At 63.9% G+C, this 19,492-nt stretch carries 21 protein-coding genes; 13 read left to right on the top strand and 8 right to left on the bottom strand.

All coding sequences use genetic code 11. The features are described from left to right. Window positions 1–102: 102 nt before the first annotated feature. Window positions 103–2,805 carry an aconitate hydratase AcnA gene (gene acnA / locus HB375_RS02530; protein WP_167671369.1) on the bottom strand — a complete coding sequence of 901 codons (2,703 nt, stop codon included), beginning with the start codon at window positions 2,803–2,805 and terminating at the stop codon, window positions 103–105. Between the two features lie 218 nt (window positions 2,806–3,023). Here acnA and ccmA point away from each other — a divergent pair, with 218 nt between their 5' ends. Together ccmA and ccmB are read left to right on the top strand one after the other, a co-directional pair. After that, on the top strand, window positions 3,024–3,650 hold the full coding sequence (ccmA, locus tag HB375_RS02525) for a heme ABC exporter ATP-binding protein CcmA (protein ID WP_167671368.1): 627 nt from the start codon (window positions 3,024–3,026) through the stop codon (window positions 3,648–3,650). Then, the gene (ccmB, locus tag HB375_RS02520; protein WP_205800014.1) at window positions 3,650–4,315 is read left to right on the top strand and encodes a heme exporter protein CcmB; all 666 of its coding nucleotides are present in this window, start codon (window positions 3,650–3,652) and stop codon (window positions 4,313–4,315) included. Before ccmA ends, ccmB begins: the two co-directional genes overlap by 1 nt. A 345-nt stretch (window positions 4,316–4,660) precedes the next feature. Here the strand turns inward: ccmB and HB375_RS02515 are convergent, their stop codons facing one another. Next, window positions 4,661–5,650: a M23 family metallopeptidase gene (locus tag HB375_RS02515; RefSeq protein ID WP_167671367.1), complete on the bottom strand. Its 990-nt coding sequence runs from the start codon at window positions 5,648–5,650 to the stop codon at window positions 4,661–4,663. Between the two features lie 147 nt (window positions 5,651–5,797). On the opposite strand from HB375_RS02515, the gene HB375_RS02510 reads away from it, so the two are divergent. The 3 genes from HB375_RS02510 to HB375_RS02500 are packed head-to-tail and all read left to right on the top strand — an operon-like array spanning window position 5,798 to window position 7,261. After that, window positions 5,798–6,538 (top strand): heme ABC transporter permease, encoded by a 741-nt coding sequence (locus HB375_RS02510; protein WP_167671366.1) that lies wholly within the window; start codon window positions 5,798–5,800, stop codon window positions 6,536–6,538. Beyond that, a complete protein-coding gene (gene ccmD, locus HB375_RS02505; RefSeq protein WP_167671365.1) occupies window positions 6,538–6,693 on the top strand; it encodes a heme exporter protein CcmD in 156 nt (51 codons plus the stop codon). Before HB375_RS02510 ends, ccmD begins: the two co-directional genes overlap by 1 nt. Further along, window positions 6,686–7,261 (top strand): DsbE family thiol:disulfide interchange protein, encoded by a 576-nt coding sequence (locus tag HB375_RS02500; protein WP_167671364.1) that lies wholly within the window; start codon window positions 6,686–6,688, stop codon window positions 7,259–7,261. Before ccmD ends, HB375_RS02500 begins: the two co-directional genes overlap by 8 nt. Here the strand turns inward: HB375_RS02500 and HB375_RS02495 are convergent. Next, the gene (locus tag HB375_RS02495) at window positions 7,227–7,715 is read right to left on the bottom strand and encodes a YaiI/YqxD family protein (protein WP_167671363.1); all 489 of its coding nucleotides are present in this window, start codon (window positions 7,713–7,715) and stop codon (window positions 7,227–7,229) included. The genes HB375_RS02500 and HB375_RS02495 overlap by 35 nt on opposite strands. 126 nt (window positions 7,716–7,841) lie before the next feature. On the opposite strand from HB375_RS02495, the gene HB375_RS18465 reads away from it, so the two are divergent. Continuing rightward, window positions 7,842–9,182: an adenylate/guanylate cyclase domain-containing protein gene (locus tag HB375_RS18465; protein ID WP_167671362.1), complete on the top strand. Its 1,341-nt coding sequence runs from the start codon at window positions 7,842–7,844 to the stop codon at window positions 9,180–9,182. Window positions 9,183–9,281: 99 nt separating this feature from the next. Here HB375_RS18465 and HB375_RS02485 read toward each other — a convergent pair whose 3' ends face one another. Together HB375_RS02485 and ftsY are read right to left on the bottom strand one after the other, a co-directional pair. After that, entirely contained in the window at window positions 9,282–9,878 is a 597-nt protein-coding gene (locus tag HB375_RS02485; RefSeq protein ID WP_167671361.1) for a septation protein A, read from the bottom strand. Next, on the bottom strand, window positions 9,875–11,044 hold the full coding sequence (gene ftsY, locus HB375_RS02480; RefSeq protein WP_167671728.1) for a signal recognition particle-docking protein FtsY: 1,170 nt from the start codon (window positions 11,042–11,044) through the stop codon (window positions 9,875–9,877). Before ftsY ends, HB375_RS02485 begins: the two co-directional genes overlap by 4 nt. Window positions 11,045–11,097: 53 nt before the next feature. Here ftsY and HB375_RS02475 point away from each other — a divergent pair, with 53 nt between their 5' ends. Further along, window positions 11,098–11,784 (top strand): RluA family pseudouridine synthase, encoded by a 687-nt coding sequence (locus tag HB375_RS02475; RefSeq protein ID WP_167671727.1) that lies wholly within the window; start codon window positions 11,098–11,100, stop codon window positions 11,782–11,784. 15 nt (window positions 11,785–11,799) lie between these two features. Here the strand turns inward: HB375_RS02475 and mtaB are convergent, their stop codons facing one another. Next, on the bottom strand, window positions 11,800–13,044 hold the full coding sequence (gene mtaB / locus HB375_RS02470) for a tRNA (N(6)-L-threonylcarbamoyladenosine(37)-C(2))-methylthiotransferase MtaB (RefSeq protein ID WP_167671360.1): 1,245 nt from the start codon (window positions 13,042–13,044) through the stop codon (window positions 11,800–11,802). Beyond that, on the bottom strand, window positions 13,044–13,928 hold the full coding sequence (dapF, locus tag HB375_RS02465; RefSeq protein WP_167671359.1) for a diaminopimelate epimerase: 885 nt from the start codon (window positions 13,926–13,928) through the stop codon (window positions 13,044–13,046). Before dapF ends, mtaB begins: the two co-directional genes overlap by 1 nt. Before the next feature lie 161 nt (window positions 13,929–14,089). Between dapF and HB375_RS02460 the strand changes: the two genes are divergently transcribed. Both HB375_RS02460 and HB375_RS02455 read left to right on the top strand, forming a co-directional pair. Further along, entirely contained in the window at window positions 14,090–14,401 is a 312-nt protein-coding gene (locus HB375_RS02460) for a hypothetical protein (RefSeq protein ID WP_167671358.1), read from the top strand. Window positions 14,402–14,549: 148 nt separating this feature from the next. Next, window positions 14,550–15,452 carry a GyrI-like domain-containing protein gene (locus tag HB375_RS02455; RefSeq protein WP_167671357.1) on the top strand — a complete coding sequence of 301 codons (903 nt, stop codon included), beginning with the start codon at window positions 14,550–14,552 and terminating at the stop codon, window positions 15,450–15,452. Between the two features lie 3 nt (window positions 15,453–15,455). Here the strand turns inward: HB375_RS02455 and HB375_RS02450 are convergent, their stop codons facing one another. Next, window positions 15,456–16,475, bottom strand: coding sequence for an MBL fold metallo-hydrolase (locus HB375_RS02450; RefSeq protein ID WP_167671356.1), 1,020 nt, complete (start codon window positions 16,473–16,475; stop codon window positions 15,456–15,458). Between the two features lie 272 nt (window positions 16,476–16,747). Here HB375_RS02450 and HB375_RS02445 point away from each other — a divergent pair, with 272 nt between their 5' ends. From HB375_RS02445 to HB375_RS02430, 4 genes are read left to right on the top strand one after another with little or no spacing between them, the layout of a single operon-like run. Further along, window positions 16,748–16,960: an eL24 family ribosomal protein gene (locus HB375_RS02445; protein WP_167671355.1), complete on the top strand. Its 213-nt coding sequence runs from the start codon at window positions 16,748–16,750 to the stop codon at window positions 16,958–16,960. Between the two features lie 3 nt (window positions 16,961–16,963). Then, on the top strand, window positions 16,964–18,508 hold the full coding sequence (gene ffh, locus HB375_RS02440) for a signal recognition particle protein (protein WP_167671354.1): 1,545 nt from the start codon (window positions 16,964–16,966) through the stop codon (window positions 18,506–18,508). A 5-nt stretch (window positions 18,509–18,513) separates the two neighbouring features. Next, a complete protein-coding gene (locus HB375_RS02435) occupies window positions 18,514–18,834 on the top strand; it encodes a chorismate mutase (RefSeq protein ID WP_167671353.1) in 321 nt (106 codons plus the stop codon). After that, entirely contained in the window at window positions 18,831–19,481 is a 651-nt protein-coding gene (locus tag HB375_RS02430) for a hypothetical protein (protein WP_167671352.1), read from the top strand. The genes HB375_RS02435 and HB375_RS02430 overlap by 4 nt, the downstream gene beginning before the upstream one ends. The last annotated feature ends 11 nt before the right edge of the window (window positions 19,482–19,492 follow it).

Here is a 19,492-nt window from a genome sequence, read left to right as displayed (position 1 = left end):
GTCGGTCAAGCTCCCCAAGCGACCACCGCCGATTTTGTGCCCTCCGAATAAAAAAGCCCGCCCCTCGTCTCCGAGGGGCGGGCTTTTTTCAGGCGTACGCTTTTACGCCGCCAGCTGACGCAGGACGTATTGCAGAATGCCGCCGTTGCGGAAGTATTCTAGCTCGTCGAGCGTATCGATGCGGCAGATCAACGGGACCTTCTTCACCGAGCCGTCGGCGGAGGTGATTTCGGCTTCCATGCGCTGACGCGGCTTGAGGTCGCCGGCGAGGCCCTTGATGGTGACCTGCTCGTCGCCCTTCAGGCCGAGCGAAGCCCAAGAGGTGTCGCCCTCGAACACAAAGGGCACCACGCCCATGCCGACGAGGTTGGAGCGGTGAATGCGCTCGAAGCTCTCGGCGATCACCGCGCGCACGCCAAGCAAGTTCGTGCCCTTGGCCGCCCAGTCGCGGGACGAGCCGGTGCCGTATTCCTTGCCGGCGAGAACGACCAGCGGCACGCCTTCCTTCTGGTAGCGCATGGCGGCATCGTAGATCCACATGCGCTCGCCGGAGGGCTGGTGAATGGCGTAGCCGCCTTCCACCACTTGGCCAGCGTCATCCTTCACCACCTGGTTCTTGATGCGGATGTTGGCGAAGGTGCCGCGCATCATGACTTGGTGGTTGCCGCGACGGGTGCCGTACTGGTTGAAGTCGGCGACGCGGACCTGGTGCGACTGGAGATATTCACCGGCCGGGGAACTTGCGCGGATGTTGCCCGCGGGCGAGATGTGGTCGGTGGTGATCGAGTCGAGGAAGAGGCCGAGGATGCGCGCGTTCACGATGTCCGTGACCGGCTTCGGCTCCTTGGTCATGCCTTCGAAATAGGGCGGGTTCTGCACGTAAGTGGAGCCCATGTCCCATTCGAAGGTCTGGCCCGGCTTCACCGTCACCTTCTTCCAGTTGGCATCACCCGAGAACACGTCCGCGTAGCGGGTCTTGAACAGCTCGTTCGTGACCGTGCGGTCGATGAACTCCTGCACTTCAGCGGACGACGGCCAGATGTCCTTCAGATACACCGGCTTGCCGTCCGAGCCCGTTCCCAGCGGTTCCTTCGTCAGGTCGACGAGAAGCGAACCGGCAAGGGCGTAGGCCACCACCAGCGGAGGCGAGGCAAGGTAGTTCGCGCGCACGTCCGGGTTCACGCGGCCCTCGAAGTTGCGGTTGCCCGAGAGCACCGACGCGGCCACGAGATCGTTGTCGTTGATCGCCTTCGAGACGTTCTCCGGCAGCGGGCCCGAATTGCCGATGCAGGTCGTGCAGCCGAAGCCGACGAGGTTGAAGCCGAGCGCGTCGAGGTCCTTCTGCAGGCCGGCCTTGGCGAAGTACTCTTCGACGACCTGCGATCCGGGCGCGAGCGAAGTCTTGACCCACGGCTTCGACTTCAGGCCCTTCGCGACGGCGTTGCGAGCCAGAAGGCCTGCGCCGATCATCACGCTCGGGTTCGAGGTGTTGGTGCAGGAGGTGATCGCCGCGATCACCACGTCGCCGTGGCCGAGGTCGAAATTCGCGCCTTCGACCTTCACGCGCTTGCCGATCTCGGCGGCCTTGCGGAACTCCTTCTCCATCGCGGCCTCGAATTCGGGCTTCGCGTTGTCGAGGACCACGCGATCCTGCGGACGCTTCGGGCCCGCGAGCGAGGGCACCACGTCCCCGAGGTTGAGCTCGAGCGTGTCGGTGAAGACCGGGTCGGCCATGTCGGGGGTGCGCCACATGCCCTGCGCCTTGGCGTAAGCCTCGACGAGCGCGACGCGGTCAGCCTTGCGGCTGGTGGTCTTCAGGAAGTCGATGGTGCGGGTATCGATGGGGAAGAAGCCGCAGGTCGCGCCGTATTCGGGAGCCATGTTGCCGATGGTGGCGCGGTCGGCCACCGTCATGTCGTTGAGGCCGGGGCCGAAGAATTCGACGAACTTGCCGACCACGCCCTTCTTGCGCAGCATTTGCGTGACGGTGAGCACGAGGTCGGTGGCGGTGACGCCTTCCTTCAGCTTGCCGGTGAGCTTGAAGCCCACGACTTCCGGGATCAGCATGGAGACCGGCTGGCCGAGCATGGCGGCTTCCGCTTCGATGCCGCCGACGCCCCAGCCGAGGACGGCAAGGCCGTTGACCATCGTGGTGTGCGAGTCGGTGCCGACGAGGGTATCCGGATAAGCGACTTCGGTGCCGTCATTTTCTTTACGGGTCCAGATGGTCTGGGAGAGGAACTCCAGGTTCACCTGGTGGCAGATGCCGGTGCCGGGGGGCACGACGGAGAAGTTTTCAAACGCCGACTGGCCCCACTTGAGGAAGCGGTAGCGCTCGCCGTTGCGCTGATATTCCAGTTCGACGTTGCGGTCGAAGGCCTTGGGTGTGCCGAACTCGTCGACGATGACCGAGTGGTCGATGACGAGGTCGACCGGAACGAGCGGGTTGATCTTTTCCGGATCGCCGCCGAGGTTCTTCATGGCGTCGCGCATGGCGGCGAGGTCCACCACGGCGGGCACGCCGGTGAAGTCCTGCATCAGCACGCGGGCGGGGCGATAGGCGATTTCCTTCTCGTCCTTGCCCTTGTTCACGAGCCAGGCGGCAACCGCCTCGATGTCGGTCTTAGTGACCGTGCGGCCGTCCTCGAAGCGCAACAGATTTTCAAGCAGCACCTTCATGGAGAAGGGCAGCTTCGAGACACCGGTAAGGCCGTTTTTCTCGGCCTCAGGGAGCGAGTAATAGGTGTAGGTCTTGTCGCCGACTTTGAGGGTCTGGCGAGCATTAAAGCTGTTTGAGAGCGTCACGGCGAATCCTCGCGTGCATTTGGGTTACGAACGTTTTGTTCGGCCGAAAGCGCGATATGCGCGCGCCGCTCCGGGGGCGCCCGGACAGGGGAGAAGCGCGCGAGACGGATTGGACGCCTTGGCGCGCGGCGCAGCCGAGGGTGATATAGATCATTTCCCAGGACCCCGCTACACGGATTAGAACCATTCTGGGGTGGATTGAAGGCAAGGTTTCGCGTTTGCGTCTGGATGTTCAGAATTTGGCCTGTGACCGGGGAGAGCGCCGCATCTTCACGGGGCTGTCGTTCGCGCTGGCACCCGGCGATGCCCTCGTGGTCCGGGGTCGCAACGGGGCAGGAAAATCCTCGCTTCTCGACATCCTGGCCGGACGCTTACGGCCGGCGTACGGGGCGATTCGTCTGTCCGAAGCCGGCGAGCGCAGTCTTCCGGAGTGCCTCCACTCTATCGGCCACCGGGACGCCCTGAAGGCTGCTCTGACCGCCGAGGAAAACCTTTCCTTCGCCCGCGATTTTCTCGGCGATCCGGCTTTGCCGGTTCACGCGGCGCTCGATGCCGTGGGCCTTCTCCATGCCGCCCACCTGCCGGTTGCCTATCTCTCAGCCGGGCAACGCCGCCGGATCGCGCTGGCGCGGCTTCTCGTGGCGCGCCGTCCACTCTGGCTCTTGGATGAGCCGACTTCGGCGCTCGATACCGCCTCGCAGGACATGCTTCTGGGCCTGATGGAGCGGCACCGCACTGACGGCGGCATCGTGGTGGCGACGACTCATGCGCCGCTAGGCCTCAAGGACGCGAAGGAGATTCGCATCGAGCGGGAGGTTGCCAGCCTTGCGGGAGAGGGGGCCTGATGCGTTCCTTCCGCGCTCTCCTGATCCGCGACCTCAAGCTCGCCGCTCGCGTTGGCGGCTCTGGCATGATGGGGCTCGTCTTCTTCCTCGCCATCGTCACCCTCATTCCCTTCGCGCTCGGGCCCGATCTCAACCTCCTGTCGCGCATCGGCCCGGCGATCCTCTGGATCGCGGCTCTGCTCGCCACCCTGATCGGCCTCGACCGGCTGTTTCAAGCGGATGAGGAGGACGGCTCCCTTGACCTGCTGCGCCTCGCACCGGTGCCGATGGAAATTGTGGTGCTCGCCAAGGTTTTGGCCCATTGGCTGACGACGGGTTTGCCCCTGGCGCTCGCCGCACCTTTCTTCGGCTTGCTGGTCGCGCTGTCGCCGGAGGCGATGTTGGCGATGGTGGTGACGCTTCTGGTCGGAACGCCCGCGCTCACCTTTATCGGGGCCATCGGCGCGGCGCTGACCGCCTCGCTGCGACGGGGCGGATTGATCCTGGCGATTCTGGTCCTGCCCTTCATGATCCCGACGCTCATCTTCGGCGTCGCGGCGGCCAATGCGGCGGTGGGCGGTACCGTGCCGTTTGAAACGCCGTTTCTGATCTTGGCCGCTCTGTCGCTGATCGCTGCAGTGATCGGGACGTTTGGCGCGGCGGCAGCGCTGAGGGCGGGGGAGTGATGAAGCTCGTGGCGCGCACTATGCTCAGCTGAATCTCGACTTCAGTTCCGGAAAAAATTAAGCGCGGCTTTGCGTTTGCCTCTGTGCAATCGGTTTTGGTGCCGTCCATGCGTACAAAAATTGCCGCTTTGCATAAGAGATGCGGAAGAAATGTATAAATTGAGACTGCGCGCTTAACGTGCCTGGACCTGGTTCATTCTTGGAAATGTTTCCTTTTCGAGGATGAAATGTCTCTCAACGATCTCTTCTCGTTCCTGGAACTCGCCCGCAAATTCATAGCCGTTGCGAGCGCGACAGTTGAGTTCGCGCGTGCAATAAAGGGCACCAGAAAATTCTAGCGCGCGATCAAGGCCGCAACGCAACCCCAAACGCTTGCTCGATGGCGGGTTTGCCGTCTCGCACCACGCGGTAAACCGCGCGGTAGAGGCCGGGGCGGAAGCCGCCTTCCGGTTGCTTGATGCCGGTAAAGGACATGATCTGCGCCTTGTTGCGGTCAAGCGGCGGGGCCTTGTTCTGGGCGATCGGTTTGCCGTCGGGATCGAACAGGGTCAGCACCTGCTCGTCACCGCTTTTCAGGCCGATGGCGCGCACGAAAGTGACGAGGGCAGGCGAACGGGTGGTCGGCGTGTCCCGCTCCGCCGCGCCGGATTCGATTCCCTCCATGGTCACCGGGCCGGGGGCAAAGCCCTTGTTGATGACGGTGCCCGCTTCATACGCCAGCTGTCCGCGTAAGGAGGTCTGCCAAAGCGAGGTGCCGCCGCCGCAGGATTTTTCCGGCGCCTTGTAGGCGAACGGGTCCGCGACCTTGCCGTCTTTTCTTACCGTGAAATGCAGATGCGGAAACTCGGTCATCCCCGAGAGGCCGACCCGCCCGATTATGTCGCCCGCCTTGATGGTGTCGCCCGGCTTCACAGCGATGCTGCCTTTCGCCATGTGGCAATATTGCGTTTCCCACCCCTGGCCGTGGTCGATGACGGCTCCGTTGCCGCACTCGGTGTTCTCGACGCTCGCTTTTCCGCGTTCGTTGACGGAAATGTCGGCCACCCCGTCGCGGGTTCGCAGCACCGTGCCGTCGGCGGCGGCGATCACGTTCACGCCCGCTTTTTGCGCGGCCATCGTCGGCACACGGATGTCGGTGCCGTCATGCCCGTCATAGGTCATCGACCCGCAGCGATAATCGCTGACACTGGGAGAGGGGTCGCTGTCCACATAGTGCTGGATGAAGCAGGTTCGCCCCATTTCGCAGGCGACAGGCAGCCGGAGCGAGATGTCCTGCGCCAGCGCCGGCTCGGCGCAGGCGGTGAGGGCGAAAAGGCTCAGAGAGAGGGCGCGCATGTCGTCTCCGCAACAATGATACGAAAGATATAGCCTGCAGGGCATGGCCGATTAAAGGCGCGAGAATCGTTTTCGTGCCGATCACAACCTCGCAATTGCGGCAATCCTCTCGTTGCAGGTCGCGCGCCGGGCCGCTACACCGGGGCCATGATCCGCGATCTTGCGAACCCGACCCGTTTCATGAGCCTGGCCGGCGCGTTGCTGCCGTGGGTGTCCGGCGTGGCGGTTCTTCTTCTGGCCATCGGGCTCTATCAGGTCTGGTTCGTCGCACCCGCCGATTACCAGCAGGGCGAGACGGTCAAGATCATGTACATCCACGTGCCGGCCGCGTGGTTGTCGCTATTCTTCTATTCCACGATGGCGCTGTCGGCGCTCGGGACCCTGGTCTGGCGGCACCCGCTCGCCGACGTGTCGCAAAAGGCGGCGGCGCCGATTGGTGCGGCTTTCACGCTCATCTGCCTCGTCACCGGTTCGCTCTGGGGCAAACCCATGTGGGGCACCTATTGGCAATGGGATGCACGGCTCACCTCGATGCTTGTGATGCTGCTGATCTATCTCGGCATTCTGGCCCTGTGGAACGCCATCGAGGAGCCGAACCGAGCCGGAAGGGCAGTGTCAATCCTCACCCTTGTGGGCGCGGTCAACGTGCCCATCGTCAAGTTCTCCGTCGACTGGTGGAACACCCTGCACCAGCCGGCTTCCGTGTTCCGCCTCGGCGGGCCGACCATTCATTCCTCCATGCTCATTCCGCTTCTCGTCATCGCCGTGGCTTTCACCCTCGTGGGCGTGGCGCTGCATCTTGCGGGAATGCGCACGGAAATCCTGCGCCGCCGCGTGCGGACGCTGACCATCCTTGAGGCCGAGCGCCTCGACGCACGGGCCGCCTGATGACCCATGGTTTCTTCATCGCCTTCGCCTATGCCGTGACCGCTTTGGTGATCGGCGGGCTGGTTGTGCGCGCCGTCCTCGATCATCGCGCGCAGGCCCGCGCGCTTGCGGCGCTCGAAGCGCGCGGCGTGAGCCGGAGATCGCGCCGTGGCTGAGGCGGTAGCAAAACCCCGCAGCCGTCTTCTTTTCCTGCTGCCGGTCGCCGTCTTTGTCGGATTGGCGGCTCTTTTTGTCTTCCGCCTTGGTGGCGGCGATCCGTCGCGCATTCCGTCGGCGCTCATCGGTAAGCCCGCTCCGGCCTTCGCGCTCCCGGCGCTGGAGGGCCTGACGGCCGACGGCAAGCCTGTGCCCGGGTTCTCGAATGAGGACCTGAAGGGTCGGGTGACGGTGGTGAATGTCTGGGCCTCCTGGTGCGCACCCTGCCGCCAGGAACATCCGCTTCTGGTCGAACTGGCGAAGGACCCTTCAGTCCGGCTGGTCGGCATCAACCAGAAGGACAATCCGGACAACGCCCGCCGTTTCCTCGGCGCGCTCGGCAATCCGTTTGCCGCCGTCGGCACCGATTCCAACGGCCGCGTCTCCATCGATTGGGGCGTCTATGGCGTGCCGGAAACCTTTATCGTCGGTCCGGACGGCGTCATCCGCCACAAGCATATCGGGCCGCTGACCCCGGAGACGCTGCCCGCGTTCAAGGCGCGGCTGAAGGAAATCCCGCCCGCTTGAGCCGCACGACCGCAAGGTCGAGGGCCGACAGAAACGCCGAACGATCCTTGGCCGAAAAGGGTTTGGGCCCGCCGCTGACCTCGCCCATGGCGCGCAGGTCTTCCATGAGAGCGCGAGTCGCCATCGCCATGCCGATGGAGGCTTGCGTAAAAGGCTTTCCGGTCGGGCCGATGACGTCGGCCCCTGCCTTCAGGCTGCGGTCGGCCAGCGGAATATCGGCCGTGATGACGATGCTGCCGCGCCTTGCGCGCTCTGCGATCCAGTCATCCGCTGCGTCGAAGCTCGCGCTCACCACCACGCGCTCCACGAGGAGCGTCTGCGGCACGGCGATGAAGCTGTTGGCGACGACGAAGACTTTTAAGGCGTGCCGTTCCGCCACACGGTAGATTTCCGCTTTGACAGGGCAGGCATCGGCATCCACGTATATCTCAATAGCGTGAGGCTGATCGGTCATCGAACTTTATTCCTGTCATGGGCACGGTTCTGCCGAAATCGAGTGACATGGCCTTGTCGGATCGAGTCGAGCCCCATTCGCCGGTCGAGACGTGCTCCTCATAACCCGCAAAGCGATTGAAAGCCCGTGTTTCTTCGCCACCCCTTCTCCGCAATCTGGACCCGGTTCCTCACGTTGAGGACCACGCCCAATTTAAGCGACACGACGCAGCGCCTCATCCGAGAGGCCGACGTGGCCGCCTTGCGCCGCGCCGGGGTGGCGCGGGTTGTGGTCGCCGGAATTTTGCTCATCGCCGTGCTGCTGGCGACCGACGGCGTTCCCATGAGCGATGAGCTGGCCGTGCATCAGATCCGCGCGGCGGAGACGACGCTGACGCTTCTTGGCGCAGTGGGTTTGGCCGGAGCTTGGGCTGCCTCCCACCGCGTCGCGGTGACATGGCTGCCGGGCGCAACGGCGACGCTCGATGCTGTGCTCATCTTCGGCAATCTCGGCTACAGCCATTTCGTGCTGAACATGCCGGGTGGGCTTTTCGCGGTCTATCCCGGCATCTGGGTCATTCCGATCACCATGGCAGCGGCGGCGATCCACTACAGCCCGCGCCTTCAGGCCTATGTGGCCGTGCTCTATGTCACCGGTCTCGGCATCCTGGCATGGGGCAGCCGCTTCCTGAATCTGTCCGAGAGGCAGCAAGACCTCGGCGACTTTTCTGGCCAGTTCGGCTGGCAGGCCAACGTACTCCGCGTGGTGATGGTGTTCGCCGCCGGATTGATCCTGATCCTCGTCGCGCGCCAGGGCCGCCTCATGCTCGAGCGCGCGGTGCGCGAGACGACGTTGCGCGCCAATCTCACGCGCTATGTGCCGCGTGAACTCGCGCCCATCCTTTCGCAGCAGGCCTTCGCTTCCTTGCGCGACGGGCGGCGCATGCCGGTGACGCTTCTCTTCGTCGATATCCGTGCTTCCTCGGCGCTGGGCGAAGGCATGGACCCGGCGCGTCTCGCGATTTTCATGTCCTCCTTCCGCCGCCGCGTCATGCGTGCCGCCGCCCAGCATGGCGGCGTCATCGACAAGTTCATCGGCGATGGCGCGCTCATTCTCTTCGGCGTGCCGAATGCGGGAGAGGACGACACCGCCCGCGCGCTCGCCTGCGGCCGGACCTTGCTCGATCTCATCGAGCGCTGGAACGCGAAACGCGCGTTCAATCCGCCGCTGCGCATCGGCATCGGTATCCACACGGGCGAGGTTTTCTGCGGCGTGGTGGGCGACGAGGACCGGCTCGAATTCACCGTGCTGGGAGAGACGGTCAACATCGCCTCGCGCATCGAGCAGGCGACGAAGACGGCGCATTGCGATCTTCTGGCATCGCAAGAGGCGGTGTGTGCTGCGGGTGAGGAAGGGCTCTGGACCGCGATCGAGCACGAGCCGCTGCCGGGTGTGACCCGCACGCTCGTGCTGATGAAACCGGTTTAGAGCAAGATCCGATCTGACGGGATCGGATCTTGCTCCCTATCTCTTTGTTCTGCCGCATTTCCTTTCGGCGAACCGGTATCCACTTCGCCGGAAAATGCTCTAAGCCTGTTCCGCCTTCTTCGCCTCATAACGCATCAAAAGCGGCGTTTGCGCGATGGCGAAGACGATGGTCAGCGGCATGATGCCGAAAACCTTGAAGCTAACCCAGAAATCGGTCGTCTGCGTGCGCCAGACGATCTCGTTCAGCACCGCCAGCGCGAAGAAGAACAGCGCCCAGCGTACGGTGAGCTTGTTCCACCCCTCGTCCGTCAGCTCAAACACGCTGTCGAGCACGATTTGCAGCAGGGGCTTGCGGAAATAGAGGCCCCCGAGAAGCAACACGCCGAACAGCGTGTTCACGATGGTGGGCTTGAGCTTGATGAACAGGTCGTTCTGCAACGCGAGCGTCAGCCCGCCGAACACCACGACGACCACACCCGATACCATCGGCATGATCGGCAATTTGCGGATCAGCGCGTAGTTGATCGCCAACGCCGCGAGCGTCGCCCCGATGAACAGGGTAGTTGCGGCATAAATGCGCTGGTTGTCCGCATAGCCGAACTTGTCCGCATAAGCATTGGCGAAGAAAAACAGGGCCAGCGGCCCGAGTTCGAGCGCAAGCTTGAGAAGGGGAGGGAGGCGCTTTTGATCCGTCATACCGTCTCTTCTAACCCGACAATGGCGCGGGCGAAATCCCTGGCGTCGAAGGGCTCCAGATCCTCGACGCCCTCGCCGACGCCGATGAAATGGACGGGCAGGCCGAATTTTGCGGCGAGCGCCACCAGAATGCCGCCGCGCGCGGTGCCGTCGAGCTTGGTCATGACGAGGCCAGTGACGCCTGCGGCTTTCTGAAACAGCTCGACCTGGCTCATGGCGTTCTGGCCGACCGTGGCGTCGAGCACGAGAAGCGTGGCATGGGGCGCGGTGTCGTCGAACTTCTTGATGACGCGGACGATCTTTTCCAGCTCCGACATCAGCCCGGCCTTGTTCTGCAACCGGCCTGCGGTGTCGATGAGAAGCACGTCGGAGCCGTTGGCCTTCGCCTGCTGCAAGGCATCGAAGGCGAGGCCCGCTGCATCCGCTCCCTGCTCCCGGGCCAGAACCGGCGCGCCAACGCGCTCGCCCCAGACTTTAAGCTGCTCGATAGCGGCGGCGCGGAAGGTGTCGCCCGCCGCGAGCATGACGGTGAGGCCCTGATGGCGGAATTTTTGGGCGAGCTTGCCGATGGTGGTGGTCTTGCCCGCCCCGTTCACCCCGATCATCAGGATGACGAACGGCTTTTTGCTGCGGTCGAGGGTCAGCGGCACGGCGACAGGTGCGAGAGTCTTTTCCACTTCGCTCGCCAGAATGGCCTTCACCTCGTCCGGAGCGATTTCCTTGTCATAGCGGCCGGCCGAGATCGCCTTGGTGATTTGCATGGCGGTCTGGACGCCAAGGTCCGCCTGGACGAGCGCATCCTCGAGGTCCTCCAGCGTCGCCGCGTCGAGCTTGCGCTTGGTGAATAGGTTCGTGACGCTCTCCGACAGCGACGAGGAGGTGCGGCGCATGCCGTGGGTCAGACGCTGCCACCAGCCGCGCGGCTCGGCCGGCGGCGTGGTCTCGACCGGCTGCAGGTCCGCTCCCGCCAGCTCCTCGGGGAGCTTTTGGTAGGGTGCCAGATCGGGAGATTCCGACGCGACCGTCGGCGGGACGGCGACAAGCTCGTCCGCCGCATTGGCGAACGGAAGCGTCTCCGTTTCCGGCGCAGCTTCCTTCGCAGGCTCCGCCTGGCGTCCGAAGAGGCGGGACAGGAATCCGGGCTTGTCAGGCTTCGTCTCGGCCATGGGTCTCGTCATGCCTCTTGCATTGGTGGGTGAGCCTCGATAGCCGAGGCGTCATGAATGCGGAAGAGATAGTATCGAAGGTGCTCTATCGCGATGCCCTGATGCTCGTGATCGACAAGCCTGCCGGTTTGCCCGTCCATCCCGGCCCCAAGGGCGGGGAAACCCTGACCCACCACCTTGATGGCTTACGCTTCGGCCTGCCCCGGCGGCCGGAAGCCGCACACAGGCTCGACAAGGAAACCTCCGGCTGTCTCATCCTCGGCCGCCACGCCAAAGCCATCGCGCGGTTGAACGAGTTGTTCAAGCGAAACGAGATCGACAAGGTCTATTGGGCCGTCGTCGAGGGCGGGCCGGAGAGCGGGGAGGGGGAGATCGACTTGGCCCTCGCTCCTAAATCGCCGGATCGCGGCTGGTGGATGAAGGCCGATCCGAAAGGACAACCTTCGTTGACGAAGTGGCGGGTTTTGGGGCGGTCTGAAGGCCTGGCCCTGCTCGAACTGCGCCCCATCACCGGCCGCACGCACCAGCTTCGCGTCCATTGCGCCGCTTCCGGCTTCCCGATTTTGGGCGACCCGATCTACGGCACCGCTCCGCGCTTCGGCGGCCCCGGCCTGCATCTGCACGCCCGCAGCGTGACGGTTCCGCTTTATCCGAAAAAAGCGCCGATCACGGTGCAGGCGCCGGTGCCGGAGCATATGCGGGAGCAGGTTCAAGCCTGCGGCATCGATCCGCTTGGGTGAACAGGGCGCTTAAAGTTAAGCCGCCACCAAATCCCGCCCGTCATGCCCGGCAATAATCACTGGGCGGATTTCACCTGCCTCGACGGGTGATGAAAAGCGCACCAGCGTAAAACCTTCCGTACGGCCCACATTGCCGCGCTCGGTCAGCACCTGACGGCGCTGGCCGACTTCGTTTTGCAAGTGATTCAGCAACGCCGCCTCGCCACGCTCACGCAGGCGCTTCGCGCGCTCCTTCACCACCTCGCGAGCCACCTGCGGCATGCGGGCGGCGGGGGTGTCGGGGCGCGGGGAGAAGGGGAAGACGTGGAGATGCGTCAGGCCGCATTCCTCCACGATGTCGAGGGAGCGAGAAAACATCTCCTCCGTCTCGGTTGGAAAGCCCGCTATGATGTCGGCCCCGAACACCATGTCCGGGCGAAGCTTTTTCACCTCGTCGCAGAAGCGGATGGCGTCTTCGCGCAAGTGACGGCGCTTCATGCGCTTCAAGATCATGTCGTCCCCCGCCTGCAGCGAGAGATGCAGATGCGGCATGAGGCGATTGTCGTTGCCGATGGCGTCCAAAAGGTCGTAATCGGCCTCGACGGAATCGATGGATGAGATGCGCAGGCGTTCGAGTTCGGGAATGTGGCGTAACAGGCTTTTGACTAGCGCGCCGAGCTTCGGCGCGCCGGGAAGATCCGCGCCGTAGCTCGTGATATCGACGCCGGTCAGCACCACCTCGCGCGCGCCGTGTTCAACAAGCGTGCGCACCTGCTCCACCACCGCCCCCATAGGAACCGAGCGCGAATTGCCGCGTCCGAACGGGATGATGCAGAAGGTGCAGCGGTGGTCGCAGCCGTTCTGCACCTGCACGAAAGCGCGCGTGTGGCCGCGCAATCCGTCCAACAGATGCGTCGCGGTTTCCTTCACCGCCATGATGTCGTTGACGCGGATTTTTTCGGTGCCGAAATCCCGCAGGCCCGACCAGGTCGCGGCCCTCATCTTCTCGTCGTTGCCGAGAACCTGCGCCACTTCCGGCATGGCCGCGAAGGTTTTGGGGTCCACCTGCGCGGCGCAGCCGGTGACGACGATGCGGGCGTCCGGCTTTTCCCGCGCGATGCGGCGGATGGATTGGCGTGCCTGCCGTGTCGCTTCCGCCGTCACCGCGCAGGTGTTGACGATGACGACATCGCCCAACCCCGCCTCTTCCGCATGACGCCGCATCGTCTCGGATTCGACGATGTTGAGACGGCAGCCGAAGGTGACGAGCTCGACCGTCATCAGGCCGCGCCGGCAAAGAGGGCAGGCGAAAAGGTGCCCTCGTGCTCCAGTTCCGTCGGCCCGGTCATAAGCACGTGGCCGTCACTCTCGCGCCATTCGATCAAAAGATCGCCGCCGGGCAGCGAGATTGTGGCCTTGCGGCCGGTCAGACCCTTGCGGGAGGCCGCGACAAGCGTGGCGCAGGCGGCGGAGCCGCAGGCGCGCGTCTGTCCTGCGCCGCGCTCCCACACGTGCAGCAGGATGTGATCCGGCTTGAGCACCTGGGCGAGCGAGATATTGGCCCGCTCCGGCAGCATGGCATCATGTTCGAGGATCGGGCCGATGCGCGGCAGATCATAGGCCGCCGCATCCTTCACGAAGAAGATGACGTGCGGATTGCCCATGCTGACGGCCGAGGGCTTTTGCAGTTCGGGCGCATCGGGCAGGCGCGTGACGATATCGATTTCGCGCGTGTCCGGTTGCGGATCGCGCAAAGGAATCTCGTTCCAGGCAAAACGCGGCGCGCCCATATCGACGGTGAACACGGTCTCGGACACCTGTTCGACAGGCAACAGCCCGGCCTTGGTCTCGAGCATCAGCCCGCCGGTCTTAGTCCCTCGCATTTCAGAGTCCGCCGTCATCGCCCAGGCGACACAGCGGGTGCCGTTGCCGCAGGCCCCGGATTCCGAGCCGTCGGTGTTGTAGATGCGCATATAGGCGTCGGTGCCGGGCGTGACGGGATCGTGCAGCACCATCAGCTGGTCGAAGCGCGAGCGCGGATCGGCGGCGATGGCGCGCGCTTCCGCGGCGCTCACACGCAGCGGCGTGCCGCGCAGGTCCAGCACGGTGATCTCATTGCCGAGACCGTTCATCTTCAGAAAACGGCGGTTCGCGAGGGCGCTCATGGGCCGTATATGGCGGAAATCGCCAGAAATCGCGAGAGGAATTCCCAATTCCTGCGGCAACGGGATCGGGCTCAGGTCCTTATCCCCACTCGCCACCGGGTGAGAATCGGTTAAGAGAGTTATGCTATCGCATTTCAAACCTCTGGAAGTGAGTTATTCCGATGAAATCAATTCTCCCGGCTTTTGCCCTCCTCGTCATTGCCACCTCGGCCCAGGCCGAGACCGTCTGGATGCCCGCCACCGCCTGCCAGTCGAAGGCGACTGCCGTTCAGGCCTTCAAGCTTCTCTCCGATGGAGACAAGGCCGGACTCGATCGCTTTACCAAGGAAAAGGCCGCGAGCGGTGAGTGCACGGCGCTCAAGAAAGATACGAAGGTCACAATGGAGGACCTGTCGATCGACGACGGCCTCGTCTGCGTCAAGGCGGCGGGTGCGGCCTCCTGCCTCTGGATGCCGCTCGGCGCGATTAACTAAAGGCGAAAGCCAGGGGCGGCCCCAGTGTTTCATGGCTGGGCCGTCCTCCTGCCTCTGTTGAGCATATCCGGAGGATTGTCTCGCGATCCGGCAGGAACGTCTTTATGCTAAGGACGAATCTTCCACGCCAGATCGGGGACTCGTGTCCATGCGGCTTCGCTTCGTCACTATTGGATTGAGCCTGGTTCTGGGAGCGGGTTTGAGTTTCGCGCAGACACCTCCGGCGACGGACAGCGCGCCTGCGCCGTCCGCTCAGGCCCCCGCCGCAACGCCCGCGCCCGCCCCGGTTCCTCCTGTTTCCACGACCCCGCCCGCCAGCGCATCGGCACCCGTTCCGACAGAGCCTGCTCCCGCGAGCCCGGCACCTCAGGCGACCCCGGTGCCTGCGCCCGCTGCCGAGGTGCCGCCTTCAAGCACACCCGCGCCAGCCGCTTCCGCTCCTGCGCCCGCGACGCCGGCTGAGCCGCAATCGCCCACAACGGCACAGCCTGCGCCCACGCCTGCTCCAGCCTCGCCCGCGCAGCCAACTCCGGCGCCTGCCCAGCAGACGGCGCGCTCGACCCTGTTCCCGGGTGCCGGCGACCCGACAAATGTGGAAGAGGGCGTGCTCGTGACGAAGCCGACGGCGGTTTTTTCCGGCACGACGACCTGGGATGACGGGTTCAAAACCCTGAAAAATGCCTTCCGCAAGATCGAGGATGAGTTGAAGAAGGCGGGCATCGCCCCCGCCGGACGTCCGGTGACCGTCTTCGCTCACACGGACGACAAGGGCTTTCGCTTCGAGGCGATGATCCCGCTGGCATCGGTCCCTGAGGGCAAGACGGAGCTGACGCCCGAGATCAAGTTCGGCAAGACGCCGGAGGGCAAGGCCTTCCGCTTCGTGCACAAGGACGCCTACGACGAGATCGACGGCACCTACGAGACGATCACAGCTTATCTCGACGCCAAGGACATCGAGTCGAAGGATGCTTTCGTCGAGGAATACGTCTCCGACCTGACGGATTCGGCGGACACCAATCTCGAAGTGAACATCTACGTTCAGCCCAAGTGAGCCTTAAAGGTGAGGCTCAAAAGCCTCGCCCGGCCGCAAGGCTCTGAACCGCTCATGTAAAATTTCGGCCTGCCGCAGCGCCTCTGCCAGCGCCTGCGGCGGCTCGTGGACGCCCTCGTCGGTCAGGCGGAAGGTACCCCAATGGTGGCCGAGCGCCTGTTCCGCGCCGAGCAGGCGGAACGCTTTGACCGCATCCTCGGGATTCATGTGCTGCGGCGCCATGAACCAGCGCAGCTCGTAAGCGCCGATGGGCAGATGCGCGAGGCGGGGCGCGCCGAAGCGCTCGCGGACGTCGTGAAAAATCTTGCCGTCGCCAAAGCCCGTATCGCCGACGTGATAGATGACGCCTGAGGGCGTGGTCAGCACATAGGCGCACCACAGGGCCATGCGCCGGTCGCGCACGCCCCGCGCGGACCAGTGGTAGGCCGGGGTGAAATGGACGCTGACGCCGTTTCCGAGGTCGATACCCTCGCCCCAATCGCCGCTCTCGACGTCCATTTCCGGATACCAGCTCCGAATGATCGTGCCGTTTCCGAGCGGCGCGATGAGGCGCGGGCGATGCTCCCGCCAGATCCGCCCGAGCGCCTTGAGGTTGAGGTGGTCGTAGTGGTTATGCGTAATCAGCACCGCATGGATCGGCGGCAGATCTTTTAGCGCGATGCCGGGCGAATTGACCCGCTTCGGACCGGCGAAGGCGAGGGGGCTCGCACGCTCGGAAAAGACCGGGTCGGTCAAGATGTTGAGCCCCGCCACCTGGATCAGGAACGAGGCGTGGCCGATCAGCACGCTGCGCAGGCCGGGCACCGTGGCCGGGGGCTTGTCCTGAAACGGGCTTGGAAAGCTTTGAGGCCAGGGCGTGGGTTTGCGCTCCTTTTGCCAGCGCAAAACGTCTCCCGGCCGCTTGTCCACCGCCTGCACGGGCGAGAAGAACCGGACGCCATCGAAATGATCCGAGGCGGGACCCTGGTAATAGGGGTTGCGCGGTTGGGAGCGGCGAAGAGTTTTGAAAATTTTCTGCTTCATGAGGGATGCGTTCAGCCCGTGTCCCTTGCAGGTGGCGTGCCGCGCAAGCGGACGCAAGGCCGGCAAGGGTCCTCTTCCTTGACTCTGTAACCTTTTGGCCTTAATCCACAGTCCCTAAATCTGTAGAGCGAGCCCTTTGAGCCGCCGACCAGCCCGAGAGGCTGGAGGTCAACGTCCGACAGCGCGATGCGCCCTCGGGCGCGTTTCTCTTTGGGGCTTTCTCGCCCGTCATGGCCGGGCCCGTCCCGGGCGTGACGAAAAAGGATGAGTGGATGTCGAAGGACGCATTGCGCATCGAGGACGCGGTCAACGAGACCTGCCCGTGGTCGGGGAAGCCGATCGCGGCGGACTCGCTCACCCTCTATAACGGCGCAGTGGTCGGCTTCTGCAATCCGGGCTGCCGCGACAAGTTCGAGGCGGCGATCCGCCATTTCGAGAACGCGCTCCAGTCGCGCCGGGCAGATACTGCCCAGAACGGTGAGTGATCCATGTTCGACGGCCTTTCCGAAAAGCTATCCGGCATCCTCAACACGCTGACGCGCCGCGGCGCGCTCACCGAGGAGGATGTCAACGCAGCTTTGCGCGAGGTTCGCCGCGCACTTTTGGAAGCGGACGTCGCGCTCGAAGTGGTGCGCTCGTTCACCGACAAGGTGCGCGCCCGCGCGGTCGGTGCCGAGGTCATCAAGTCGGTTTCGCCCGGCCAGCAGGTCGTCAAGATCGTCCATGACCAGCTCGTCGAGATGCTGGGCGCGGATGCGGAAATCATTGATCTCAACGCCGCCCCGCCGGTCGCCATTCTCATGGTCGGCCTCCAGGGCTCGGGTAAGACGACGACCACGGCCAAGATCGCCAAGCGCCTCACCGATCGCGAAAAGCGCAAGGTTCTGCTCGCCTCCCTCGACACCCGCCGCCCGGCGGCGATGGAGCAGCTCGCGGTTCTCGGCAAGCAGGTCGGCGTCGATACGCTCCCCATCGTTGCCGGCCAGTCGGCGGTGCAGATCGCGCGGCGTGCCATGGAGGCGGCTCGCCTCGGTGGCTACGACGTCGTCATGCTCGACACGGCGGGCCGCGTCACGGTCGATGAAGGCCTGATGATCGAGGCGGCCGATGTGAAGGCCGCGACCGATCCGCATGAGGTGCTGCTCGTCGCCGATGCGCTCACCGGTCAGGACGCGGTCAACACCGCGCGCGCGTTCGATGAGCGCCTCGGCGTCACCGGCATCGTGCTGACCCGCATGGACGGCGACGCGCGTGGTGGTGCTGCTCTTTCGATGCGCGCCGTCACTGGCAAGCCTATCAAGCTGATCGGTACGGGCGAAAAGGTCGATGCGCTGGAGGAGTTTCATCCCTCGCGCGTCTCCAGCCGCATCCTCGGCATGGGCGACATCGTCTCGCTCGTCGAGAAGGCGGCGGAACATATCGACCAGGAGAAGGCGCTGCGCATCGCTGAAAAGATGCGCAAGGGCAAGTTCGATCTGGAGGACCTGCGCGACCAGCTGTCCCAGATGGAAAAGATCGGCGGCATCGGCGGCATGCTCGGCATGTTGCCCGGCATCGCCAAGATGAAGTCGCAGCTCGAAAACGCCAATCTCGACGACAAGGTCATCAAGCGTCAGCGCGCGATCATCGATTCCATGACGCCCGCCGAGCGCCGCAACCCGGACATCCTGAAAGCGTCGCGCAAAAAGCGCATCGCGGCGGGTTCCGGCATGAAGGTCGAGGACATCAACAAGCTCCTGAAAATGCACCGCCAGATGGCCGACGTCATGAAGATGATGGGCGGCGGCAAAGGCAAGGGGATGGCCGGTGCGCTCGGAAAGATGTTTGGCATGGGCGGCGGCATGCCCCAGCCGACGCCGGAGCAGATTGAAGCGCTGCAGAAGCAGATGGGCGGCAAGCTGCCCGAATTCCCCGGCACTGGCGGCGGTCTGCCGCCCATGCCGAAAGGCGTGCCCGGGCTTCCTGGCCTTGGCGGACCGAAGATCCCCGGATTGCCGGGGCTCGGCGGCTTCCCGTTCGGGAAAAAGAAGTAACGCCGATGTCAGCCGCGATGCAGCCAAATCCTGTGGTGAGCGATGAGTTGCAGCGCCTGCGCGATTCCATCGACAATCTCGATGCCGTGCTCATTCACACGCTGGCAGAGCGTTTCAAGTGCACGCAGCAGGTCGGAGAGCACAAGGCGAAATACAGCCTGCCTCCGTCCGATCCGATCCGCGAGGCGGCGCAAGTCAAGCGACTGCGCTCTCTCGCCGAAACCGCGAAGCTCGATCCCGACTTCGCAGAAAAATTCCTGACCTTCATCGTCAAGGAAGTCATCCGCCATCACGAAGCCATTGGCGCCGGAGGCCAAAGCCAGTGACCAGCGTGGCGGTGCTCGATCCTCCCGTGAGGCTGTCACCGAACAGCGAGGCTTTGCTGGCTTCGCTCATGGGACGTTTCGTGCGATTCAACGTTCCGGACGGACGGGTCTTCCTGAATTCACTTTTCGACGCTCAGGGCGTCATCATTGAGCACTTTCCTGAGCGCGAACGTCCGTGGCAGCAGCAGTTTCTCTATCTTTGCGGCATCGTCGGCCGCGAGAAGCAGCGTCGATCCTGGGCCATTCGCGAAATCAGGATTCTCTCCCGGCTTCCCATCGGGCTGTTTAAGAACTGCTATGAATGGAGGCCGAAACTGAAAGGCTATGTCCGAAAGGGCGGCACTGCGATCGTAACTTTTTCTGGCGGCTTTCGTAGGCTCGCCAAAATCGAGATTTTCTCCGAACTTGTCTCATTCGACGACGGAGAGGAGGAAGTCGAACGCGTCTTCGCGGAAGCGGATCGCCGGATCTGTTTCACTTATGACAACGGCGAAAGCATTGCGTTCGAAACTGACGACAGCGGCAACCAGCCCCTGCTCATCACTGACGGCGAGATTCGTCCCCTGGACCGCTCGCTCAACACTTTGAAGTCCCGCCTCGTTCTCACAGAGGTGAGCGCGGCGCATGGGACTTCGGCTGGACATTAAAAGGAGAAACC

This window comes from Microvirga terricola, assembly GCF_011777495.1.
Classification (GTDB): Bacteria; Pseudomonadota; Alphaproteobacteria; order Rhizobiales; family Beijerinckiaceae; genus Microvirga; species Microvirga terricola.
This window is presented reverse-complemented; position numbering and strand designations above follow the sequence as displayed.